Here is a 21,586-nt window from a genome sequence, read left to right as displayed (position 1 = left end):
AGTTTTTTGCTATTTTTTCGCAATGAAAATCATGTATAATATAAATAAGTGTGGTGATTTTATGAAAAAAATAGTTTTAATTTTTTTAACTTTACTTTTAGTGAATCTCAATTCTAGTGCTTTTGCCCAAGAAGATATCAGAGCACTTCACCTTACCTGGAGTGAAGATACTAAATCGACGCAGACGATTACTTGGCAAATGCATGAATTTAACCCGAATATCCGTGTAGAATATGGTGAAATAGGTTTACCTGCCGATTTCTCGAAAAAAGTTATGGCTGATATTGAGCCTTTTTCCGATGAAACAGGAGTAAAGCATATATATCATGTTACCTTACAGGGGTTAAAATCGAATAAAGAGTATTTTTATCGGATTGTTGATGGCGATACCAAAATAAAAGAAGCAAATTTTAAAATGGGAAAAAATTTAGATTCTTGTGATTTTTTGGTTTTTGGTGATTCGCAAAGTTATAATTACAAAGTATGGGGAGAGACTTTGAAAGCTGCTTATGCGCAAAATCCTAATGCAGAATTTTTTGTAAATGTAGGAGATTTGGTTGACAATGGACAGCGTATAAGTGAATGGGAGAATTGGTTTTTGAATGGAAAGGATATCATGATGCATTTGCCAATTGTACCGGTAGTGGGAAATCATGAGACGTATACACCGCAAAAAGGTATTTTTTCTATGCCCAAATATTTCACTTCTCAGTTTGTTTTACCGCAAAATGGGCCAGAAAAATTAAAAGAGCAGGTTTATTCTTTTGATTATGCGAATGTACATTTTGTTGTATTAGATACACAGTTTGGTGAAGAACGAAGTTTTGTTCCGGATTCATTAGAAAGACAAATAGAATGGCTAAAAAAGGACTTAGCAGAAACCGATAAAAAATGGAGAGTAGTATTTATGCATCGGGCACCTTATCATAATCGTGTGGATAAAGGTTTTGATCAAACGATAAAATTTGTGCCTATTTTTGAAGAATTTAATGTGGATGTAGTTTTTACAGCGCATGATCATGTTTGTGCTAGAACACCAGCAATGAGGGCGGGGCTTTTAACAGATGATGGAGTTATTTACGCAACAACGGGAAGAAGCGGAACGAAGGTATACCAAACAGTAATAAAGAAAGAATGGAATAGTACGTTTTTAAATCCACTAGATGAACCTACATACTCAATGATAAGTGTAAATGAAAAGAAGTTTACAGTAAAAGTATTATCGCAAAGTGGGAAGCTGATTGATAAATGGGATATTGATAAATTCTAGCCCTATTAATCCACTAATAATGAGGTGATTCTTTCCATAGAAATATATTTACAATTTATATATAATAATATTAAATTTAGGAGGGCTTAAAATGACAAAGCTTATTCTAGGATTTATATTGTGGATATTTATTTTTTTAAAACCTTTAACTGTGTCTGCTGAAGCTATTGAAGAATATGAGCAGGCAAAGCTCGATTATATTAATGCAGTTGTCTGCATGGCTACGTACGGTGATTACAATGGACGTTTTGCGCGTTATGAATTATCTGAGCTTGGTTGGGATGTTTCGCCCTTCAAGGATAATGTTGATGGAACAGAGGTCAAATTTATTACTGTAAAAGGTCAAGATAATAGGCCGGAACGTAACTTATATATTGTTGCAATTACGGGGACAGAAAGCCATAAGGATGTTATGCTAGACCTCAACTTTCATAAAGTATTTTTTGGGGGAACGACTCCGGAAGAATTTGTTGAATTTGCAAAACGTGACAAATTGACTAGTCAAGACCCTATGGTACATAGTGGTTTTAATAAGTATGCAAATGCAGCTTTTTATGGTCAAGATGATACTGGAGAAACTTATGGAGTTTATTTAGCGCGCATTTTAAAAGAGGATAGTAATAGAAAGATCTACTTGACAGGTCATAGTTTGGGTGGAGCAGCAGCAACTTTGCAAGCAGCTAGATTAATTAGTATGGGAGTAAATCCTAAGCAAATAGAAGTAGTTTCTTTTGGAGCCCCGGCTGTTGGAAATAAAGTTTTTGCAGATAGTTATGGAAGTAGAATTAATTTAAGGCGTATTGTTTTAAGTGGGGATCCTGTACAAGGTGCTTTGCAAGGGATTTCTGGTGGATATACGCAGTTTGGTGATAAAGTCGTATGGAGACGTCATTATACTTTGAAAAATTTTAAACATGAAATTGCAGTTTATTTGGATTCTGCAATGCGAATTTATTATGACAAGAAAGAAAAATTGAAGAATAGTTCGCTTGCAAGTGATGTTGAATTTCTTAATGAAAAGCAAGGAAAAGAAATGGTATATATTTCTGCGCCAACTCTTAACTTAGATCATATTACAATAGAAGATAAAAAATATGTGAAAGAGATATTAGAAGATGTGCATCGTTGGAGCGAACATGGATTTATCATAAATACGGAAAAAAGGGGAACATTAAACGAGGAAATTAAAAAAGCAAAAAATGCTGGATGTAAATGGTTAGTGTTGACGAATGTAGAAAGCAAGCAAATGCAAAAGCGATATAATGACTTTTATATCGCAGTTGAAGATATTTTGTATAATGTAGAAACGGAACAATTGGAAGCTGTCTTTAGTTCGGCACGAGGCAGTAATGATTCAACTCCACTTGGAACGATATTAAATGGCGCTTTGCAAGTCAAACAAGAACGAGAAGCTTTAATTTTTAATCACTCATAATATATAGTTATATCTGCTAGAACAAAACATAGATTACTATTTTGTTTACTTTACAATTGGAAAATATTTATTTAGAATGTAAGAGTGAGTATAAATAGATATTTGAGGAGAGTAGCAATTTAGAGAAGGTGGAATAGATATGTTAAAAAGTATTGCAGTAATGACAAGTGGTGGAGATAGTCCAGGAATGAATGCAGCGGCTAGAGCTGTTGTTAGAACGGCATTACACCAAGGTGCTGAAGTTTGGGGCATAAATAACGGATATAAAGGGCTGCTCAAAGACGATATCGTAAAATTAGAATCACGTTCTGTAGGTGATATTATCCAACGTGGTGGTACATTTCTTGGTACGGCACGTTGCAGTGAGTTTACAACGCCGGAAGGACGTCAAAAAGCTTTTGAGGTTTTGAAAAAACGTGGGATTGAAGGTTTAGTTGTCATTGGTGGCGACGGAAGCTTAACTGGGGCAAAATTATTGAATGATTTAGGAATGCCTGTAGTTGGATTGCCGGGAACGATTGATAATGATGTTTGGGGAACTGATTATACAATTGGTTCAGATACGGCTGCAAATACAATCGTAGATGCAATTAACAAATTACGTGATACAGCATCTGCACATCGGAGAATTATTATTATTGAAGTTATGGGAAGAAAATCTGGTTGGTTGGCAATGACTGCTGGAATTGCTGGTGGTGCAGAGCAAATTCTTGTTCCAGAAGTAAGAAATAATCTTGACATAGTTTGTCAAGAGTTAAAGGAATCCTATGATAAAGGAAAACGTTATAGCATTGTCGTTGTAGCAGAGGGATATGGATGTGCAGTGGAAATTGGAAAGAAAGTTGCCGAGGTTACAGGCATTGATACTCGGGTATCTGTACTAGGACATATTCAACGTGGAGGTTCTCCATCAGTAGAAGATCGAATAAAAGCAAGCATGCTTGGGGAAAGAGCTGCATCAGCATTAATTGCAGGAATTTCAAATGTTCTTTTTGGTTTTGATGCGGGAAAGATTGTGACTATAGATTTAACGAACGCTGTGAATAATAAGAAAACGCTTGATCCAGAATTAGCGCGTTTGGCTAAGATACTAGCATAAAATAAAGGTGTTGGGAATTTTCCCAACACCTTTATTTTATGCTAGTATCTTGTTTCAGGTATGATTAACTAAGAGTTGCTTAGAAATATCACGCTTATATTTTCATACCATACATTAATAATAGCCCAGATAATGTATAATCTGCTTTTGTATGTATATTAAAATTGTTGATATTAAGATCTACGTCATTAATTTTGCGTTTAGCATAAGACAAGCTAAGCATATTATTTTTTGTAAAATCGTATTTTATTCCAATGTTCGATAAGGAAGAATCCCTCCCTTTGATATAAGCCGCATATAAAAGAGTTTTATCATTTAAATTTTTATGAATATCAAATCCAAAATGAAAAGATGCCTTTGTTGCAGGTTCTACAGCTTGTCCAAAAGTAAACTTATTATTTTCATAGCCTGCGATGATATCAAAGTTATCGCTTGCTTTATAAATAAAATTAAAATCATTTAGTTTAGTTTTCGAATAAGAAACCATACCAAGCATTTCTTTATCTTCGGAACGAAAGCTACCTAAATTATATCTTACTAATAATTTATCAGTAAGAGCGTGGGTGATTGCTAATTCATAGCCAGATTTTGCATGGGCATCGGCAGATAAAAAACTTTTTGCTTCTCCTTTGGAAATAAGTGCTCCACCAACCTCAATCTGTGTTTCATTACTTTGTAATTCTACTGCTTCTGTTATCGCAGGGGTTGAAAAAATAAATAACCCTAAAGCAGCAAATGCTATAAATTTTTTCATGATTCCTCCTAAAAGTAAAGTTTAAAAAGTGTTAAAGTTTATGAGTAGGTTTATTAATAAATTTACTCTGGAAAAAGTAGTATATAAAATGAACAGTCTTATTGTATCATAATGAAAAGAAATGTAAATAGAGATAAAAATAACGTTTAATAATACATCTGTACTATTAAACGTTATTCTTATAATAAATATTTTTAGAATTTAAGGCCATACATTAGAGATAAACCAGATAGTTTATAATCTGCTTTTGTATGCAGATTGTAAAGATCAATATCAACGTCCATATCGTTTACTTGACGCTCGATATAAGACACTGTCACAACACTATTCTTAGTAAGATCATACTTTATGCCTATTTCAGATAAGGAAACATCTTTTCCTTTTAAGTAAGTGCCAAATAACATAGTTTTATCATTTAAATCTGTATGTGCAGTTAAACCAAAATGAAGAGTAGATTTTGTAGCAGGTGATACTGCTTTACCATAACTGAATTCATTATCCTCATAACCAAATACAAGATCAATATAATTATTTGCTTTATAAATTAAGTTTATATCGTTTAAGATTGCTTTAGCGTGTGTAGTTATACCAATCACATTTTTTTCTTCTGACTTAAAATCACTTCGTTTATATTGTAGAGATAAATTATTATTAAGTGCATGCGTGATTGAAAGCTTATATCCAGACTTTCCATCTACTTCTTCCGGAATAGCGCCTTTAGCTGAAGCTTTTGCATCAAATGAACCTCCTAATTCAACTAATGTTTCATTTGGTTCTAATTTTGCAGCTTCCCCTGTTGTTAAGTTTATTGTAAGAAATAAAGTGCAAATAAATCCTACTAGTAATTTCTTCATGTTTCCTCCTAAAAATAAAAATAAAAAATATAGCTATCAATGAGTAAAATTTCGCTTTTTGTTTAATAAAAAGTAGCATTTATCAAATGATGTTTTTTATTGTATCATAAAAAAAAATAATGTAAATGGAGACTAAATAGTCTCTTTTAGGACTGTTTAGTCTTTTTTTTTGCTTGAAAAATAATTTTTTTAGTAGGATAATATAATTTTGTGACGAAATTTATAAAGTCGTATATGGATTTTTAGGGGGATATTATCTATGGGATTTGAGAAAAATAGAGCTTTAAAGGTAAATGATATTGTAAAGATAGGAATGCTCGCTGCTATGTGTGCTATTATGACTTCAATAAAAGTTCCCTTTGGCGCCGATGCAATGGTACATTTAGGAACTGCCTGTGTATTTTTAATTGGTATTTTATTTGGCGGAATTTATGCTGGGTTCGCTGCAGCGATTGGTTCAGGCTTTTTTGATTTGCTAATGGGTTTTTCACCGTATACTTTATGGTCATTTTTTATAAAAGGGATAGCTGGATTTTTAATTGGAACAATTGCGCACGGATTATGGCCAAAAAAAACTTTTGATGGGTGGTTAAAAAAAGCTTTGCTTGGCATGGTTATTGCAGCGATATGGACTTTAGGTGGATATATATTGGCGTGGTGGTATGTAACGGGAAGTTTAACAATCGCAATAAGTTATATTCCTAGTTCCATTATGACATCTACTGCCGGATTTATTGTTGCTGTAGTTGTAGCTCCTGTTTTAAGAAAAAAAATATAAGTATATTATATTAGGAGAGTTTGATATGAAAAAAGCACTTTTGGTAATTGATATGTTACATGATTTTATTGACCCTGCTGGCGCACTTTACTGTGGAAGCGAAGGTGAAAAAATTGTTCCCGTTATAAAGAATATAATAGAAGAATTTTTATCCGAAGGTGCAGAAATCTTTTATATTTGTGACTCACATAGAGAAGACGATCTAGAATTTAAACGATTTCCCAAACATTGTGTTACAGGAACAATTGGTGCTGAGGTAATTTCGTCTCTTAATTTTGCCTGTAAAGATGATCATATGATTTTAAAGCAACGCTACAGTGCTTTTTATCAAACTAATTTAGAAGAAAAATTAGTTGGTATAGATGAAGTTGTATTAGTTGGTGTATGTACAAATATTTGTGTATTATTTACTGCCGAAGAGTTATGTAATCGTGACAAAAGAGTTATTATATATAAAGATGCTGTTGCTAGCTTTGATAAAAAGGCGCATGAAAATGCATTGGCAGAAATGAAGAATGTATTAGGCGTAATAATAAAATAAAGTAAGGATATTTTAAGTACTTTGCTATAATTTATCATTTAAAATAATTTTCGTATTTTTTTCATAAAAGATATTGACAAAAAAGAATGAAGCGTGTAATATAATACAAGTCGCTAACGAGCGGCACGGGAAGTGAACTTTATCAATCATCTTAAAAAAAGATGTTGACAAAACAAATCGCTTCTGATAATATAAATGAGCTGGTTACGCCGGCAATCAAGTGTTCCTTGAAAACTAAACAATGTAGATATTAAGTAATGTATTACTTGATTCAATTATGCCAGATGTGCGGGTTTCGTTTTAAACGAAACACAAAACAAATGTTACAAAAAAGTAACAACAATTTCTTTTAAAGAAAAGATAATTATTGAGCCATTTAGGCTTTCTAATAATAAATTTATTGGAGAGTTTGATCCTGGCTCAGGACGAACGCTGGCGGCGTGCTTAACACATGCAAGTCGAACGGAGAATTATTTCGGTAATTCTTAGTGGCGAACGGGTGAGTAACGCGTAGACAACCTACCTTTTAGATGGGGACAACATCGCGAAAGCGGTGCTAATACCGAATGTTGATAATGAAATGCATGTTTCGTTATTTAAAGATGGCCTCTATATATAAGCTATCGCTAAAAGATGGGTCTGCGTCTGATTAGCTAGTTGGTGAGATAACAGCCCACCAAGGCAACGATCAGTAGCCGGTCTGAGAGGATGAACGGCCACATTGGGACTGAGACACGGCCCAAACTCCTACGGGAGGCAGCAGTGGGGAATCTTCCGCAATGGACGAAAGTCTGACGGAGCAACGCCGCGTGAGTGAAGAAGGTTTTAGGATCGTAAAGCTCTGTTGTTTAGGACGAATGTGCCTTATGCGAATAGTATGAGGTAATGACGGTACTAAACGAGAAAGCCACGGCTAACTACGTGCCAGCAGCCGCGGTAATACGTAGGTGGCAAGCGTTGTCCGGAATTATTGGGCGTAAAGGGAGCGCAGGTGGGAAAATAAGTCTGTTTTAAAAGTGCGGGGCTCAACCCCGTGATGGAATGGAAACTGTTTTTCTTGAGTGCAGGAGAGGAAAGTGGAATTCCTAGTGTAGCGGTGAAATGCGTAGATATTAGGAGGAACACCAGTGGCGAAGGCGACTTTCTGGACTGTAACTGACACTGAGGCTCGAAAGCCAGGGTAGCGAACGGGATTAGATACCCCGGTAGTCCTGGCCGTAAACGATGGGTACTAGGTGTAGGAGGTATCGACCCCTTCTGTGCCGGAGTTAACGCAATAAGTACCCCGCCTGGGGAGTACGGCCGCAAGGTTGAAACTCAAAGGAATTGACGGGGGCCCGCACAAGCGGTGGAGTATGTGGTTTAATTCGACGCAACGCGAAGAACCTTACCAGGGCTTGACATTGATTGAAAGACGTAGAGATACGTACCTCTTCTTCGGAAGACAAGAAAACAGGTGGTGCATGGCTGTCGTCAGCTCGTGTCGTGAGATGTTGGGTTAAGTCCCGCAACGAGCGCAACCCCTATCATTTGTTGCCAGCACGTAAAGGTGGGAACTCAAATGAGACTGCCGCGGATAACGCGGAGGAAGGCGGGGATGACGTCAAGTCATCATGCCCCTTATGTCCTGGGCTACACACGTACTACAATGGGATTGACAGAGGGAAGCGAAATCGCGAGATGGAGCAAACCCCAGAAACAATCTCTCAGTTCGGATTGTAGGCTGCAACTCGCCTACATGAAGTCGGAATCGCTAGTAATCGCAGGTCAGCATACTGCGGTGAATACGTTCCCGGGCCTTGTACACACCGCCCGTCACACCACGAAAGTCAGTCACACCCAAAGCCGGTGGGGTAACTCTAACGAGAGCTAGCCGTCTAAGGTGGGGCCGATGATTGGGGTGAAGTCGTAACAAGGTAGCCGTATCGGAAGGTGCGGCTGGATCACCTCCTTTCTAAGGAGACATGGGAATTTGAAATAGAATTCTTGTCATCCAGGTCGACACATTTGGCATCTACATTGATTAGTTTTGAGGGAATACAAGTATGTATTGACTCAAAAATGTTCTTTGAAAACTACACAGAAGAAACAAATGAAATTAATCAACCTCTCAAAAGAGAGAGTAAATTAACGACATTTTAGGATTCAAAAAAACAAACTAAGCATCAAAAACGATGAACTTAGAGCTTAAATGACGTAAGTCAAGCTACTAAGGGCATACGGCGGATGCCTAGGCGCCAAGAGCCGAAGAAGGACGCGATAAGCTGCGAAAAGCCATGGGGAACTGCAAGTAAGTCTTGATCCATGGATGTCCGAATGGGGGAACCCAGCAGTAGTAATGTACTGTTATCCATGCCAAAGAGCATGAGAAGGTAGACCCGGGGAACTGAAACATCTAAGTACCCGGAGGAAAAGTAATCAAATGAGATTCCCTAAGTAGCGGCGAGCGAACGGGGAAGAGCCCAAACCAGCTGACTTCGGTCAACTGGGGTTGAGGACTGACATAATTTAAAAATGGTCTAACTGAATGACTTGGGAAAGTCAAGCGTAGAAGGTGAAACTCCTGTAAGTGAAAGACTGCATTTAATGGTCAGAATCCAGAGTACCACGAGACACGAGGAACCTTGTGGGAAGCAGGGGGGACCACCCTCCAAGGCAAAATACTCCTTGGCGACCGATAGCGTATAGTACCGTGAGGGAAAGGTGAAAAGAACCCCGGGAGGGGAGTGAAAAGAACCTGAAACCGTATGTCTACAAGCAGTTGAAGCACTATAAATGTGCGACAGCGTGCCTATTGAAGAATGAACCGGCGAGTTACAGTATCTAGCGAGGTTAAGTGGAAAACACGGAGCCGAAGCGAAAGCGAGTCTTAATAGGGCGAAAGTTAGATATTGTAGACCCGAAACCGCAGTGATCTATCCATGACCAGGTTGAAGCTCAGGTAAAATTGAGTGGAGGACCGAACCCGTGAACGTTGAAAAGTTTTGGGATGAGTTGTGGATAGGGGTGAAATGCCAATCGAACGCGGAGATAGCTGGTTCTCCCCGAAATAGCTTTAGGGCTAGCCTCAAGGTAAAAAGTATAGACGGTAGAGCTCTGATCGGGCTAGGGGGCGTAAAGCTTACCGAACCCAGTCAAACTGCGAATGGCTATACTTGTACTTGGGAGTCAGACTGCGAGTGATAAGACCCGTAGTCAAAAGGGAAACAGCCCAGAACGCCGACTAAGGTCCCCAATGCTGTGCTAAGTGGCAAAGGATGTAAAGCTTCACAAACAACCAGGATGTTGGCTCAGAAGCAGCCACCATTTAAAGAGTGCGTAATAGCTCACTGGTCGAGAGGCTTTGCGCCGAAAATGTCCGGGGCTAAAGCACAGAACCGAAGTCGCGTCAGCATACTAAGTATGTTGGGTAGGGGAGCGTTCTATACACGACGAAGGTATACCGAAAGGAGTGCTGGAGAGTATAGAAGTGAGAATGCCGGTATGAGTAGCGAAAAGGAAGGTAAGAATCCTTCCCACCGAAAGCCTAAGGTTTCCTGAGCAACGATCGTCGACTCAGGGTAAGTCGGGACCTAAGCCGAGGCAAAGAGCGTAGGCGATGGACAACAGGTAAAGATTCCTGTACCACCGATAATTGTTTGAGCAATGGAGTGACGCAGAAGGAAGGTTAAGCGGGCAGATGGAAACGCCTGTCTAAGCTGGTAGGGTGAGATGTAGGCAAATCCGCATCTTAAAAACCTGAGAAGTGACGGAAAGATGTAAGCAATTACATTGAATTTAACTGGACCACGCTGCCAAGAAAAGCTTCTAGTGAGATTAAAGGTGCCCGTACCGCAAACCGACACAGGTAGGCGGGGAGAGAATCCTAAGGTGCGCGGGAAAACCCTCGTTAAGGAACTCGGCAAAATGTATCCGTAACTTCGGGAAAAGGATAGCCATTTTTGGTGAAGCTACAAGCTAGCAGAGCTGAAGAAGGCGACAGAAGAGAGGCCCAAGCGACTGTTTACCACAAACACAGGTGCATGCGAAAGAGAAATCTGAAGTATATGTGCTGACACCTGCCCGGTGCTGGAAGGTTAAGAGGAGGGTTTAGAAGTAATTCGAAGATCTGAATTGAAGCCCCAGTAAACGGCGGCCGTAACTATAACGGTCCTAAGGTAGCGAAATTCCTTGTCGGGTAAGTTCCGACCCGCACGAAAGGTGTAACGACTTGGGCACTGTCTCAACGAGGGACCCGGTGAAATTGAAATACCTGTGAAGATGCAGGTTACCCGCGACTGGACAGAAAGACCCCATGGAGCTTTACTGCAACCTGACATTGGTTTTTGGTAAATAATGTACAGGATAGGTGGGAGACTGAGAATATGGTACGCTAGTATCATAGGAGTCAATGTTGGGATACCACCCTTTATTTACTGAAAATCTAACTGAATGAATAACAAACATCAAGACAGTGTCAGGCGGGCAGTTTGACTGGGGCGGTCGCCTCCGAAAGAGTAACGGAGGCGCCCAAAGGTTCCCTCAGCGCGGCAAGAAATCGCGCGAAGAGTGTAAAGGCAGAAGGGAGCTTGACTGCGAGACGGACAGGTCGAGCAGGTACGAAAGTAGGGCTTAGTGATCCGGTGGTACCGAGTGGAAGGGCCATCGCTCAACGGATAAAAGCTACCCTGGGGATAACAGGCTAATCTCTCCCAAGAGTCCATATCGACGGGGAGGTTTGGCACCTCGATGTCGGCTCATCACATCCTGGGGCTGAAGTAGGTCCCAAGGGTTGGGCTGTTCGCCCATTAAAGTGGTACGTGAGCTGGGTTCAGAACGTCGTGAGACAGTTCGGTCCCTATCCATCGCGGGCGTAAGAAACTTGAAGGGAGCTGCTCCTAGTACGAGAGGACCGGAGTGGACGAACCAATGGTGTACCAATTATGCCGCCAGGCGTACAGTTGGGTAGCTACGTTCGGAAAGGATAAACGCTGAAAGCATCTAAGCGTGAAACCAGCCTTAAGATGAGGTTTCTCATAGAGTAATCTAGTAAGACCCCTTGAAGAAGACAAGGTAGATAGGCCAGATGTGTAAGTACAGTAATGTATTTAGCTGACTGGTACTAATAGGTCGAGGGCTTGACTTAAAGCAGAGAGCCAATATACCATGAGCGAAAGCGAATGAAGTAGATTGAGCGAATCGCTTTACTCCGAGCGTAAAGAAATGGAGCGAGTGAGTTTCATATCTAAGCGAAGCGGAATAAAGCAAGAATAAAATGTAGTTAAGATTAATTTCGATTCTTCTGTATAGTTTTGAAGGAACATATCTAAAAAGAAAGTTCACTTCAAAAAGCACGGATGACTAGAAATGTGCAGATACAAGGCGCAGCGGAAAGAAGAGAGGGAGGCGTAATGAGAATTACGTTGACTGAACGGATTGAGCAGTAACGAAGTAGATGTGCGTTTATAGACAGACGGATCTGGTGTCGATAGCTATAGGGTACCACCTGTTCCCATACCGAACACAGTAGTTAAGCCTATACACGCCGAAAGTACTTGGATGGAAACGTCCTGGGAGGTTAGGTAGATGCCAGTTTTGTTTAGCACTCACTTTGGTGAGTGCTTTTTTTCATTTCTTTAGATATAAAAATATACATAATACAATAAAGTAAAGAGCAGGAAGTTAACTTTTTAATGACGAAGTTTTATAAATTCTTAGTTTTGATTTATTATTTGGAGTTGATGTAGATGTCCATTTTAAGTGAAATAATGACAGCAAATGAGTATTTTACTACTCATTTACCTAAAAGTTATTCTGAAAAAAAAGAGAATAATGAAAAATTACCAAAACGACATATGGCTATTGTTACATGTATGGATACCCGTTTAGTAGAATTTTTGGAACCTGCACTTGGAGTTAGTCGTGGTGAGGCCAAAATTATTAAAAATGCAGGCAATACAGTAACAGGAACGTTTGAAGCTACAATACGCAGTTTAGTTGTAAGTATATTTGAGTTAGGAGTTAAAGAGATATTTGTTATTGGTCACCATGACTGTGGCGTTGCGAATACAAATTCAAAAGAGCTGATTCAGAAAATGCTTGAGCGCGGTATTGCAAAAGAAGCAATTCAAATGATTCAAAGTGAATTAGAAAGATGGATTGATGATTTTCAAGATCCTTTACAAAATATACAAACCGTTGTAGCAAAAATAAAAACCAATCCTTTAATACCAAAGGATATTGCAATTCATGGTTTAATTTTTGATCCTAAAACAGGAAAAGTTGATATTGTTGTTGATGGATATGAAAGTATAGATAAATAAAGCAGGGCGATAAAATAAAAGTAAAGGATATTTATACCTTTACTTTTATTTTTTAGTAATGATAAATAATTTCAAAAATTCTATTTTAAAAGTATTTTTGTGAAAAGATAGAGTAATATAGTATAATTATATTTACAGATGATTTTAAGCTCTAGATGTCTAAATAAAATAGAAGGTATAGAGCTGTTTATATATAAAAATCAAAAGGGGGCTTTTATGGAATTTATATTTTTAGTTTCAGCTATCGTTATTATCCTTTGTATTGCATCTAGTGGAATTTCAAACAAATATGGAGTACCTTCATTATTAATTTTTATTTTTCTCGGAATGCTATTTGGCTCAGATGGTATTTTTAAAATTCATTTCGATAATTATGTATTTGCAGAGCGTATTTGCTCTTTTGCATTAATTTTTATTATGTTTTATGGAGGCTTCGTAACCAATTGGAAAATTGCAAAGCCGATTATAGGAAAAGCCGTGTGTCTTTCTACTCTTGGTGTTATTTTGACAGCAGCTTTAACAGGAGTTTTTTGTTATTACGTTCTAGGGTTTGATCTATTTGAAAGTTTTCTGCTAGGAGCTGTTATTAGTTCGACAGATGCTGCATCTGTATTTTCAATTTTACGTTCAAAAAAATTGAATTTAAAATATGGCACAGCTTCACTTCTAGAAGTGGAGAGCGGAAGTAATGATCCTGCCTCTTATATGCTTACTATGATGGCAATTATTATGATAGGCGGGGAGTCCCTAGGTAAATTAGGAATAATGGCCTTTAATCAAATCGTATTGGGGATTTTTTCAGGAGTTGTAATTTTTTTATTTGCAAAACTTATGCTAAAAAGAGCTTCTTTTATGAAAGATGGATTAGATGCAATCTTTGTTTTTGCTATAGCTGTGGCGGCTTATGCTTTTCCACAAATAATTGGGGGGAATGGATATCTAAGTGCATATCTCGTAGGCCTTTTGCTGGGAAATAGTAAAATAAAGAATAAAACGGTGCTGATTCATTTTTTTGATGGAATCACGGGTTTATCTCAGATTGCAATTTTCTTTTTGCTTGGATTACTAGCGTTTCCTTCGCAAATACCAGCAATATTCTTATCAGCGTTTTGTATAGCTATTTTCTTAACTTTTATTGCAAGACCAATTGCAATTTTTGCGATTTTAGGTCCAGCAGGATGCAATATTAGGCAGAGTCTTTTAGTATCGTGGGCAGGATTGCGTGGTGCTGCTTCTATTGTTTTTGCTATAATGGCTGTGAGTAGTGGTGTTGATACTAATAATGATGTTTTTCATATTGTATTTTGTATTGCTTTACTTTCAGTGGCTTTCCAGGGGACTTTACTTCCGTGGGTGTCAGAAAAATTAGATATGGTGGATAATCAGGATAATGTTCTTAAAACCTTTAATGATTATCAAGAAGATACAGAAATGCAATTAATTAAAACATATATCCCGGAAAGTCATCCGTGGATCGGAAAGTCAATTAGTGAGATAAAATTGATGATTGATATCTTAGTTGTGATGATTAAAAGAGGCGATGAAACGATTATTCCAAAAGGTGACACTATAATTTTTGCTGGTGATTTTCTAATTTTAAGTGGGGAAACTTATTACGATGATGGTAATGTTATGTTATCGGAAATAAAAATAGAGGAAGGACATCCTTGGCTGAATAAAACGCTAAGAGAACTAGAACTTCCTGACGAGACTTTAGTGATGATTATTAAGCATGCAGATGGGGCGACAATTATTCCTAAAGGGAAAAATCGCATTAAAGAAGGCGATATTTTGGTATTAAGCGGATATGAGTCTTAAAAAAATAGCAGGAGAAATTTTCTCCTGCTATTTATAAAGCCAATTAACGTTGTTTACGGGAAAGTAATTTAATTACGCGAGCACCTGTGTTCCGAATACGTCTAAAGGGAGCTACACTTACTTTGATTTTTGGTTTCATATCTTTAATTGCACCAAAATCACCGCGTTTTAAAAAAGTTGTTTTTGTTTTTTCTGGTTTTAAAAAGCTTTTAATTGTTGCCACTATTTTTTCTGGACGGCTGTTGTCACTGCAATTGAATACATCTACAGCAGTATATCCTAAATCAGGATACGTATGAATACTAATATGACCTTCTTTTACCAATGCAATTGCATTTAGATTTTTATCATCAAGTAAATGAATAGAGGAGTCAATTAGTGTCATGTTTGCATCAGCAACGGTGATATCAATAATTTTTTTAATGAAATCTAAGTCGCTTAGATTCTTTGCTTTGCAACCATACATATCAACTGTTAGATGCCTTGCGATTAATTTCATGAAATGTCGCCCCTTTTGTTTGTTTAATAATCTTGTTGAGGCAAATTTCCTCAAATTAGCCCAGTTAATAAAAATATACTATTATACAATCTAATATTATAGATTGTATTTAAAAAAAAGTAAAGAATATTATCAAAGTACTAAGATACTTACTGTAAAAAAGAATTTTGGATATAGTTTGCTAAGATATGTTAAAATAGTAATATAAGTTTGAAATATATATTGGAGGGAGTTTTATTAATGAAAAATATAATGGAAGTTTTAAATATTAAATATCCGATTATTCAAGGTGGTATGGCTTGGATTTCAGAAGCTAAATTAGCTGCGGCCGTGTCAAACGCAGGAGGAGCTGGCATCATTGCTGCTGGTGGTAGAACTGCTGAATATATTCGTGAACAAATTCAATTAGCAAAAACTTTAACAGATAAGTCTTTTGGTGTAAATATACAATTGATGGCACCGAATAAAGATGAAATTGTAAGTGTCGTTTGTGAAGAAAAACCGGCTTTTGTTACATTAGGTGCAGGCAATCCAGTACCTTTCTTAGCAAAGTTTAAAGAAGCAGGTGTAAAAACGATTCCTGTTGTACCAAATGTGAAATTAGCAAAACGTGTTGAAGCAGCTGGTGCAGATGCAATTGTTGTAGAAGGTATGGAAGCGGGTGGACATATTGGTGTACTTACTACAATGCCATTAATGACACAGGTAATTCCAGAGGTGAATATCCCCGTAATTGTAGCTGGAGGCTTTGGTGATGGACGGGGGCTAGCAGCAGCACTTACTATGGGAGCAGCTGGTGTACAAATGGGAACAAGATTCTTGTTAGCTGAAGAATGTGGAGTACATGCAAATGTTAAAGCAAAATTAATTGAAGCAGCTGATACAGATAGTATTGTAACCGGACAAACGATTGGCCATGCTGTTCGCGGAGTAAAAAATAAGTTTTCTTTAAATTTTGTAGATTTAGAGAAAAAAGGAACATCAGAAGAAGAATTAATTAAACTAGCTACTGGAACAAATAGACTTGCTGCTGTAGATGGCGATGTAGAAAATGGTATGGTTCAAGCAGGGCAAACTTTATTACCATTGAAAAAGGTTGAACCGGCTAAAGTAATTATTGATACAATTATTGCCGAAGCAAAAGAAACGTTGGCAAAAGCGCAAAAAATTCAATTATGATAAAGTGAGATTTGATTCTGGTGAAGTTTTAAATCTCTCAAATCTTAACTTTAAATAGAAATAAAAAAGCAAGAGTTCAAAATAACTCTTGCTTTTTGCTTGCAAAAAATATTTTATTAATATATTATACTAAATAGTAATATTCTTATTTAGCGAGTATGGAGGTAAATAATGGGGAGAAAACTTTTAAGTGTTTTTATTGGCATAATGGTTATGTCATTATTTTTTATCGGCTGCGCAGGAAATAAAACTGTAGAGCAAAGTAAAGAGGGAAAGTATCGTGTTGTGACTTCATTTTATCCGATGTATATTACAGCTTTAAATGTGACTAAAGGCATTGAAGGCGTGGAAGTAATTAATATGACAAAACCACAAACAGGTTGTCTACATGATTATCAACTGACGCCCGAAGATGTAAAGACATTAGATAAGGCCGATGTTTTTATTATTAATGGAGCAGGGATGGAGTCCTTTATGGAAAAGGTAATCAACGGCCGTAAAAATTTACATATTATTGATGCAAGCCGAGGAATTGAGTTGCTAAAAGACTCGAGTGGTGAGGAAAATCCTCATGTTTGGGTTAGTGTAAGCGATGCTATAGAGCAAGTGAATAATATTGCTAGCCAGTTAGCCCAATTAGATGGAAAGCATGCCGAGCAATACAAGGAGAATGCAAAAGCATATATAGATAAACTTGAGCAATTGAAACATGAAATGCATGACGAGATAGATTCTTCCGAGAATAAAAATATTGTAACTTTTCATGAGGCTTTCCCTTATTTTGCAAAAGAGTTTAATCTCAACATTGTTTCAGTCATTGAACGTGAACCTGGAACAGAACCATCACCTAAAGAATTAGAGGCAACGATTGAGCAGATAAAAGATTTGCATATTAAAGCATTATTTGCGGAACCACAATATCCGGCGGGTTCGGCTGATACAATTGCAAAAGAAACTGGTGCAAAAGTGTACACGCTTGATCCTGTGGTAAGCGGAGAGGCAAATAGTAATGCAGCAGATGATTATATTAATATAATGAAGAAAAACACTAAAGTCTTAAAAGAGGCGTTAAATTGATTATATAAGAGATATTGATTTTCGAGTTAATTGTTTCTATTTTAAATTTTTACTAGCAGCCAAGTTACTATGGCTGCTAGTTTTTTTGTATAAAGAAAATCCTACGTTAAGCGTGCAGTTCGGAAAGATTAAAGCTATGAGTAGAAAAAGGAAAGCTCTTCAACCTCAATAAAAACGGTTACAACAATTGTAAAATTTAGAAAAGGATGAATATCCCAAATAGAGAAAGAGCCAGAGAGTACTGCCTAAAGTATAGGCATTTGTACTTGCATGTTTAAACATGTTAAAATAATAGTTGTTTTCATTGAAAGGGGCGCGTCTATACTTTGCAATGGAATGTAATCAGCAAACGGTTGCCGATTTTAAATGAATTGTATGTTTAATCATGTATGGGGTAAAATGAATGTTATCCTAATATCATCTGAATGAAATCTTCATCAAAACAATAGCTGATGGAATAGCCCGTATTTTAATGATGAATATCTAGTATATTAGTACTTTTAAGGGGGAGCAAATGTATAAAGATTTAGTTAATCTCAATCGCAAAAGCAGAGTCGAGAATGAATTGTCTATAATGACACAGTCGATTGTCTGTGAACTTGCTGAGACGAATAAAAAAATAGGTTTTTCTGCGAATGAGATTGCTATTCGATTGAAACTTGTTCGAAGCAATGTCAGCAAAGAATTGAATTGTCTATTGGGAGAAAATAAGGCAATTAAGATTTCTGGAAAACCGGTTCTGTATTTAGCGACAGAGGTTTTGAAAAAAACTTATGGCAATGTTTTGAACCAAAGTGTCTTTCAGAATATTTCTCAATTGCAGCAATGCTTGTGTCCAGATCAGGATGACACCCCAGCAGAAAAAGAGATTTCGCAAAATCTTTTACAATCCGATTTACAGCAGGTAAAACAAGAAAAAATAGAAAAAGAAATAAAACAGCATGATCAGATTTTTGGAAATATCACTGGGGCTGAAGATGATTTGCAGTTACAGGTAAAGCAAGCTAAGGCTGCTATTTTATATCCGCCGAATGGATTACATACGCTGATTATCGGACCGACGGGGAGCGGTAAGACGACATTTGCCGGGATTATGTATCGCTATGCGATTGATACTGGGAAAATGCCATCAACAGCATCTTATGTGATTTTCAATTGTGCCGATTATGCCGAAAATTCACAGTTGTTGATTTCACATTTATTTGGTCATGTAAAGGGAGCTTATACCGGAGCTGAACGCGAGCGCCGTGGCTTGATTGATCAGGCAGACGGTGGGATATTGTTTTTAGATGAGATACACCGTTTGCCGCCGGAAGGGCAGGAAATGCTGTTTTCCTTGATTGACCGCGGAACGTATCGGCGGTTGGGGGAAGCTGAGGGTGTTCGAACGGCTAATGTTTTGATTATTGCAGCGACGACGGAGGATCCACAGTCTGCGATCTTAGGAACTTTCTTGAGGAGAATTCCTTTGGTCATTACGTTACCGGGCCTGAATGAGCGTAATCTCAAAGTGCGGATGAAGCTGATTTGTCAGTTCTTTCGGGAAGAATCAGTGAAAATAAAAGTTCCTTTGATGGTTGCAAAAGAGGTGCTCAAAGTATTGCTTCTATACAAATGTCCGGGAAATATTGGACAACTGCGTAATGATATTCAGCTGATTTGTGCGAATGCATTTGTGGAATATATTACGAACCAGCAAAATGGTGTGCAGATAAAATTATCACAATTGTCGCAAAACTTAAAAGAAGGCTTTTTTGCAATTGATGAAAAAAGGCAGGAGCTTATGCAAAACTTCAATTTGAATGATTGTGAAACGATAATATTTGATGGAATGAAGGATGGATTGACGGAAAACCTACACAATGTATTATTGTATGATGAATATCAGACGGGAGAAGATTTCTACGATTTGATTTTAGAAAGTGCGCAAAAACTATATAATCAAGGCTTAGAAATAGATCAGATCAAGGATAATATAGTAGGACAGGTCCAAAAGAGAATGTATCAATCGGTACCGAAAGCCCGTGCAAACAATCTCCACGTAGATAAAGAGGTCTTATCCAAGATTGCAACGCCGGAAATCGTTCGCATCATCGAAGAGGAGCTTGAAAAAGCCAATGCTGTATTTGGCAGGATTATTGATGCTAAGATGGTCTACAGCTTGGCGCTTCATATGGAAACTTTGATTGAACGTTTGCGCCAGGGGGAAGTTAGAATTTATCCTAACAGTGTCAAGGTAAGTAGCGATCACCCGGAAGAATATCGTGTAGCGATGCAGATAAAAGTTCGGGTCGAAAAAGCATTGAATGTGATTATTCCAAGTGATGAAGCGGCATTTATTGCTATGGCTTTGTATTCAATGAATATAAAAAAAGAAGGGAATATACAGATATTAGTCCTGTCGCATGGAATTTCGACGGCGACCAATATGGTTGAGGTTGCCAAGATGCTGCTCGGATACGATTGTTTACATGCCTTAGATATGCCGATGGAAGAAAAGGTTACGGTTACTTTGAATAAGGCGGTGGAGCTTGTCAAGCGAATTAACACGGGCGGCGGAGTTTTGCTTCTGGTCGATATGGGATCATTGACGACTTTTTCCGAAGTTATCACCAGTCGGACTGGGATACCGACGAGAACTATCCGCATGGTCAGTACACCGATGGTGATAGAAGCGGCGAGAAAAGCGATGATGACGAATATGACATTGGAGGAGCTCGAGGAAAGTGTAATTACAATGAGTGGTTTTATCGGTGGACGCGTAAAGGTTGCCGTGGAAGAGGAGATTCAGTTTGAGCCGCTAAAGGCTCAAACGATGAGTTATTCGCATGGAATCATCACGATGCTGGAAGATGTATTGGCATTTCTTAATGTAAAAAAGGCTTGTCGGGTGCTTGATGAAGTCTTGGACAAGATTGCCGCTGACTGCAACTTCATCGTAGATGATACGATTCATTTAAAATTTTTGTTCCATTGCTCGTGCATGATTGAACGTTTGGTGCGAAAAGAACCTTTGCCGTATAAAAAGTTTGCCCGAATTAAGCAAGAACATCAAAGCGTTTTTCAATTTGTGGAACAAAACTTTGAAATTGTAGAGGAGATTTTTGGAATTTCGATTCCGGAAACAGAGATTGCCTATATTGTAGAGATGCTCAATACACATTTCTACCATACTGGCGTAGATGACAGTATTTTGAAGGTGAAAAAATAGATAAGGATAGAAAAAACGAGTTGAATTCGCACGGATTCAACTCGTTTTTTTCTATAGATAGTGATACACATGTTGATACAGATAAGGGGAGGTTTACTTGATACACATAAAAAAATCCATGATGATGAAAAAAATATTCTGCGGATAAAAATAAAAAATCCTAACTGTTTTTAGCGAAACAGCATGTTATACAAGGAATGGAAAGCGAAGCAAAACACTTTGATACACATTCTCGATGTGTATTGGCATGATACTTGCATTAATTAATAGGTGTAAAGAGAAAGCACTGATAAAACAGAGGATAGAAAAGTGAGGTGATAAGATGATTGGGATATTGTTATTAACACATGAAAATTTCGGAGCAGCGATGTTAAAGAGCGCCGAACTGATTGTCGGAGGTTTGGAGCAAGTCAGGGCGATTGGGTTGAATAGGGGCGATGATATTACTGTGTTTTCCGAACGGGTGAGAGATGCAATTCAAGGCATGGATACAGGTGATGGCGTATTGGTTTTTGTTGATTTGTTTGGTGCAAGTCCATATAATGCTACAGCATTAGTAAGCACCGGCATTGAGCAAAAATTTCGCTGTGTAGCGGGCATCAGTTTTCCAATGGTTTTAGAAGCACTTACAATGCGGGAATCTTGTTCGCTTAACGAGCTTACGGATAATTGTATGAATGCAGGCAAGGATGGAATCAAGGAATTATTTAGCGAAATGAATGCTTTATCAGAAGAAAAAATTAAAAAATAAACGTAAAGAAGGGTGAAA

At 37.7% G+C, this 21,586-nt stretch carries 14 protein-coding genes and 3 rRNA genes; 14 read left to right on the top strand and 3 right to left on the bottom strand.

From position 1 onward, the window contains the following. The first annotated feature begins 61 nt into the window (after positions 1-61). From P3F81_RS09685 to pfkA, 3 genes are all read left to right on the top strand, one after another. On the top strand, positions 62-1,270 hold the full coding sequence (locus tag P3F81_RS09685; RefSeq protein ID WP_309320346.1) for a purple acid phosphatase family protein: 1,209 nt from the start codon (positions 62-64) through the stop codon (positions 1,268-1,270). 91 nt (positions 1,271-1,361) lie between these two features. Next, the gene (locus P3F81_RS09680; RefSeq protein WP_147670811.1) at positions 1,362-2,705 is read left to right on the top strand and encodes a lipase family protein; all 1,344 of its coding nucleotides are present in this window, start codon (positions 1,362-1,364) and stop codon (positions 2,703-2,705) included. A 139-nt stretch (positions 2,706-2,844) separates the two neighbouring features. Next, positions 2,845-3,804 (top strand): 6-phosphofructokinase, encoded by a 960-nt coding sequence (pfkA, locus tag P3F81_RS09675; protein WP_147670810.1) that lies wholly within the window; start codon positions 2,845-2,847, stop codon positions 3,802-3,804. Between the two features lie 94 nt (positions 3,805-3,898). Here the strand turns inward: pfkA and P3F81_RS09670 are convergent, their stop codons facing one another. Next, positions 3,899-4,558 carry a hypothetical protein gene (locus P3F81_RS09670; RefSeq protein WP_147670809.1) on the bottom strand — a complete coding sequence of 220 codons (660 nt, stop codon included), beginning with the start codon at positions 4,556-4,558 and terminating at the stop codon, positions 3,899-3,901. A gap of 194 nt (positions 4,559-4,752) precedes the next feature. Continuing rightward, positions 4,753-5,412, bottom strand: a complete 660-nt coding sequence (locus tag P3F81_RS09665; RefSeq protein ID WP_147670808.1) for a hypothetical protein — start codon at positions 5,410-5,412, stop codon at positions 4,753-4,755. Between the two features lie 259 nt (positions 5,413-5,671). Between P3F81_RS09665 and P3F81_RS09660 the strand changes: the two genes are divergently transcribed. The 7 genes from P3F81_RS09660 (at position 5,672) to P3F81_RS09630 (ending at position 14,851) form a co-directional block, all read left to right on the top strand. After that, a complete protein-coding gene (locus P3F81_RS09660) occupies positions 5,672-6,190 on the top strand; it encodes an ECF transporter S component (protein ID WP_147670807.1) in 519 nt (172 codons plus the stop codon). A gap of 25 nt (positions 6,191-6,215) precedes the next feature. Next, positions 6,216-6,731, top strand: a complete 516-nt coding sequence (locus P3F81_RS09655; RefSeq protein ID WP_147670806.1) for a cysteine hydrolase family protein — start codon at positions 6,216-6,218, stop codon at positions 6,729-6,731. A 397-nt stretch (positions 6,732-7,128) separates the two neighbouring features. Beyond that, a 16S ribosomal RNA gene (locus P3F81_RS09650) occupies positions 7,129-8,685 on the top strand. A 245-nt stretch (positions 8,686-8,930) separates the two neighbouring features. Continuing rightward, positions 8,931-11,856, top strand: a 23S ribosomal RNA gene (locus tag P3F81_RS09645). A gap of 332 nt (positions 11,857-12,188) precedes the next feature. Continuing rightward, positions 12,189-12,305 (top strand): 5S ribosomal RNA (rrf, locus tag P3F81_RS09640). Together the 16S, 23S and 5S rRNA genes form the textbook arrangement of a ribosomal RNA operon. Before the next feature lie 152 nt (positions 12,306-12,457). Next, positions 12,458-13,033, top strand: coding sequence for a beta-class carbonic anhydrase (locus tag P3F81_RS09635; protein ID WP_147670217.1), 576 nt, complete (start codon positions 12,458-12,460; stop codon positions 13,031-13,033). Between the two features lie 216 nt (positions 13,034-13,249). Next, the gene (locus tag P3F81_RS09630) at positions 13,250-14,851 is read left to right on the top strand and encodes a potassium/proton antiporter (RefSeq protein ID WP_147670218.1); all 1,602 of its coding nucleotides are present in this window, start codon (positions 13,250-13,252) and stop codon (positions 14,849-14,851) included. A 43-nt stretch (positions 14,852-14,894) separates the two neighbouring features. Here P3F81_RS09630 and speD read toward each other — a convergent pair whose 3' ends face one another. Then, positions 14,895-15,350 carry an adenosylmethionine decarboxylase gene (gene speD / locus P3F81_RS09625; RefSeq protein ID WP_147670219.1) on the bottom strand — a complete coding sequence of 152 codons (456 nt, stop codon included), beginning with the start codon at positions 15,348-15,350 and terminating at the stop codon, positions 14,895-14,897. Positions 15,351-15,590: 240 nt separating this feature from the next. Here speD and P3F81_RS09620 point away from each other — a divergent pair, with 240 nt between their 5' ends. From P3F81_RS09620 to P3F81_RS09605, 4 genes are all read left to right on the top strand, one after another. Next, the gene (locus P3F81_RS09620) at positions 15,591-16,529 is read left to right on the top strand and encodes a nitronate monooxygenase (protein WP_147670220.1); all 939 of its coding nucleotides are present in this window, start codon (positions 15,591-15,593) and stop codon (positions 16,527-16,529) included. Between the two features lie 171 nt (positions 16,530-16,700). After that, positions 16,701-17,606 carry a metal ABC transporter substrate-binding protein gene (locus P3F81_RS09615; RefSeq protein WP_147670221.1) on the top strand — a complete coding sequence of 302 codons (906 nt, stop codon included), beginning with the start codon at positions 16,701-16,703 and terminating at the stop codon, positions 17,604-17,606. A 514-nt stretch (positions 17,607-18,120) separates the two neighbouring features. After that, positions 18,121-20,817 (top strand): sigma-54-dependent transcriptional regulator, encoded by a 2,697-nt coding sequence (locus P3F81_RS09610; RefSeq protein WP_147670222.1) that lies wholly within the window; start codon positions 18,121-18,123, stop codon positions 20,815-20,817. Positions 20,818-21,139: 322 nt separating this feature from the next. Continuing rightward, positions 21,140-21,568: a PTS sugar transporter subunit IIA gene (locus tag P3F81_RS09605; RefSeq protein WP_147670223.1), complete on the top strand. Its 429-nt coding sequence runs from the start codon at positions 21,140-21,142 to the stop codon at positions 21,566-21,568. Positions 21,569-21,586: the final 18 nt, after the last annotated feature.

It is taken from the genome of Selenobaculum gibii (genome assembly GCF_030273445.1).
Classification (GTDB): Bacteria; Bacillota; Negativicutes; order ICN-92133; family ICN-92133; genus Selenobaculum; species Selenobaculum gibii.
This window is presented reverse-complemented; position numbering and strand designations above follow the sequence as displayed.

Bases quoted from the DNA above. Each gene is read 5' to 3' on its own strand.
- P3F81_RS09685 (WP_309320346.1), top strand. From the start codon at position 62: ATGAAAAAAATAGTTTTAATTTTTTTAACTTTACTTTTAGTGAATCTC.
- P3F81_RS09680 (WP_147670811.1), top strand. From the start codon at position 1,362: ATGACAAAGCTTATTCTAGGATTTATATTGTGGATATTTATTTTTTTA.
- pfkA (WP_147670810.1), top strand. From the start codon at position 2,845: ATGTTAAAAAGTATTGCAGTAATGACAAGTGGTGGAGATAGTCCAGGA.
- P3F81_RS09670 (WP_147670809.1), bottom strand. From the start codon at position 4,558: ATGAAAAAATTTATAGCATTTGCTGCTTTAGGGTTATTTATTTTTTCA.
- P3F81_RS09665 (WP_147670808.1), bottom strand. From the start codon at position 5,412: ATGAAGAAATTACTAGTAGGATTTATTTGCACTTTATTTCTTACAATA.
- P3F81_RS09660 (WP_147670807.1), top strand. From the start codon at position 5,672: ATGGGATTTGAGAAAAATAGAGCTTTAAAGGTAAATGATATTGTAAAG.
- P3F81_RS09655 (WP_147670806.1), top strand. From the start codon at position 6,216: ATGAAAAAAGCACTTTTGGTAATTGATATGTTACATGATTTTATTGAC.
- P3F81_RS09635 (WP_147670217.1), top strand. From the start codon at position 12,458: ATGTCCATTTTAAGTGAAATAATGACAGCAAATGAGTATTTTACTACT.
- P3F81_RS09630 (WP_147670218.1), top strand. From the start codon at position 13,250: ATGGAATTTATATTTTTAGTTTCAGCTATCGTTATTATCCTTTGTATT.
- speD (WP_147670219.1), bottom strand. From the start codon at position 15,350: ATGAAATTAATCGCAAGGCATCTAACAGTTGATATGTATGGTTGCAAA.
- P3F81_RS09620 (WP_147670220.1), top strand. From the start codon at position 15,591: ATGAAAAATATAATGGAAGTTTTAAATATTAAATATCCGATTATTCAA.
- P3F81_RS09615 (WP_147670221.1), top strand. From the start codon at position 16,701: ATGGGGAGAAAACTTTTAAGTGTTTTTATTGGCATAATGGTTATGTCA.
- P3F81_RS09610 (WP_147670222.1), top strand. From the start codon at position 18,121: ATGTATAAAGATTTAGTTAATCTCAATCGCAAAAGCAGAGTCGAGAAT.
- P3F81_RS09605 (WP_147670223.1), top strand. From the start codon at position 21,140: ATGATTGGGATATTGTTATTAACACATGAAAATTTCGGAGCAGCGATG.